Below are 2,225 nucleotides of genomic sequence, written 5' to 3' on the forward strand. Positions count from 1 at the left end.
GTCCGAAAGCTCAGCCAAAGATCGCGTCGCTACTATGTTCAACGCAATCGATGCGCCAACGCCGACAGTCCCGCTGGCGCCCCCCGTCGTTGGCGTCGACGGCACGGCGATGGCGGTCGAGACCGACACATCGTCAGACTGAATCGTGACGGCGCCCCCCCGCGATCACGCTCACGTTCGGCGAAATCTGCGCTACGCTCTCAGAATCGAGAAGGTTCGTCGCCAAGCTGCCCGCGACCCCGACATCCGTCCCGCCGGCGCCGGATGTCGCCTGCGCGGTGAACGCGTTCTGGGCCAGCGTCCCGGGATTCAAGGCCGTGACGCTGAGGCCGACGCTCTGTACGTTCTGGCTGAGCGTAGCGTCGTTCGAGACATGCGCGAGGTCGATCGCGAGAGCCGCGCCGATGCCAACCGAACTCTTGGCGCTGCCGCCATCGGCGACGGATGCCGAACTGTTGATGGCGCTGCTGGCCAGGCTCAGCAACCCTCCCGCAGTCGCTTGGTTCGACGATGACATGGAGGCCGATGTCGCCGATGTCAGATCGGCGATGGTCAGCGCGCCGGTCGCGGACACCGCGCCGTCCGACGTGCTCTCGTAAGGCGTATAGGCGGCATCGTTGAGGTATTTCGCCGTGACGCTCGACGAATCGGGTCCCGAGGACGCGCCTGCGGCGCCGCCCGCCGAGGCGGATGCGTTCGTATTCAGAACCGTGCTCGATGTACCTGAAAGGCTCAGCGCCCCCGCTGCATTCACCTGCGCCGCGCCATCGATGCTCGCGATGGTCGTCACGTTGACGATGTTCACGGCGACGCTTGCGCCAACCGCGGTGGAGCCGCCCACAGCCGCGTTCGCCGTAGCGTCCGATGTCACTGTATTCGTCGCCGCCAGACTGAGCTCACTGCCGCCGCCGGTCGTCGAGACATTCGAGGAATCGCCGATATGGACACGCGCGACGCTGGTGACGGTCGTCACCGCGGCGGAGGCGTCGGCAGGCAGCGAGAAGGACCCTGGTAGGGCCCCGGTGGCGCTGGCCGCCGCGGTCGCGGTCGACGCCAGCGTCATGACGCCCGTCGACGTGACATTCGAGGAGCCTAGAATATCGATCGAGGCCTGCACATCAGCCGAAGCGACAGCGGCGACGAAATTGACCGTCGTGCCGCCGTTCGCCGTCGCGGTGGCTTGCAACGCCCCGGCAGCCGTGACGTCGGCCGCTTGAATAGTGATGGCGGCGTGATCGAACGCCTGCAGGAGCTGTGATGTTGCGGTCAGGGTGATATCGCCGCCGTTGACAATCGCGGCGCCGTTGATGGCGTCCCCCATGATGGATATCTGCGCGGCCGTCGATGACGTAGCTGTGGCAGAGAGTGTAATGGCTCCGGCCTTACCCCCGGCGCCGACGGCCTAGACCAACAATTGCCCGCCGCCCAGGATGCTGATCGACGGGGCGGTCAAGCTGATGCTGCCCGATTGGCCTCCCGACAGCGTGGTGTTGATCTCGCCATTCGAGGCGATAGTGATCGAATTGTCGGCAGTCAGAATAACGGAACCGCCAGACGTTGCGAAGTTCGCGTCGTAACTGGCGTCAGCCGGAGCATTAGGGTCATTGCTTCCAACCACGAGATCGTTGGGATCGAGCAGCAGCGTGCCGGCCTGGCCATTGGTCGCGCCGAGATTGAGCGCGATCTCGCCGATCGTCGCCGTCTGTCCCGCGCTCAATTCGACGAAGCCGCCGTCGCCGCTGGCGCCGGCGTGAACGTCAAACGTCGCGCCGTCGGCGACGGTGAGGTTGCCCGTCGGCTTGACTGAAATGGTTCCCCCGCTCGAGTTCGCCCCAATGCCGATCGCGCTCAAGACCGAGGTTGCGGCGACGCTCGCATCGGCCCCGGCGGAAACGGTGATGGCGCCGCCGTTGCGTCCGGGCGCTCCCGGCGCCGCCAGGGAGCCCGCGATCGTCGCATCATTGCCGGCCGCGACCGTGATCTGCGCGGCTGTGGACGCCGGCGCCGTTGCGTTGGCCGCGCTCGCCGCGCCCGCCTTGGCCGCCCGCGCGCTGATCTTCGCCCCCGCGCCCACCGTCACATTATTGGCCGCCGCAATCGACACCGAGCCGCCATGGCGCGTCGAGCCCCCCGCGCTCAACCGCCCGTCGATCCCCGCATTGTTCGTCGCGACTATGCTGATCGCCCCGTTGCGCACGACAATCGCGCCGCCTTCCGTCATCCCC

1 protein-coding gene and 1 pseudogene are annotated in these 2,225 nt (G+C 66.9%); both read right to left on the reverse strand.

The window, feature by feature from the left end:
• Positions 1–133: 133 nt before the first annotated feature.
• A complete protein-coding gene (locus GSQ90_RS20185) occupies positions 134–1,321 on the reverse strand; it encodes a hypothetical protein (RefSeq protein WP_158816698.1) in 1,188 nt (395 codons plus the stop codon).
• A gap of 81 nt (positions 1,322–1,402) precedes the next feature.
• Positions 1,403–2,225: pseudogene (locus tag GSQ90_RS20190) on the reverse strand (hypothetical protein); the annotation flags it as partial.

It is taken from the genome of Methylocapsa sp. S129 (genome assembly GCF_009765995.1).
Classification (GTDB): Bacteria; Pseudomonadota; Alphaproteobacteria; order Rhizobiales; family Beijerinckiaceae; genus Roseiarcus.

What these genes read in the sequence shown, in the direction of transcription:
- GSQ90_RS20185 (WP_158816698.1), bottom strand. Translation starts at nt 1,321, where the DNA reads ATGGGGGACGCCATCAACGGCGCCGCGATTGTCAACGGCGGCGATATC.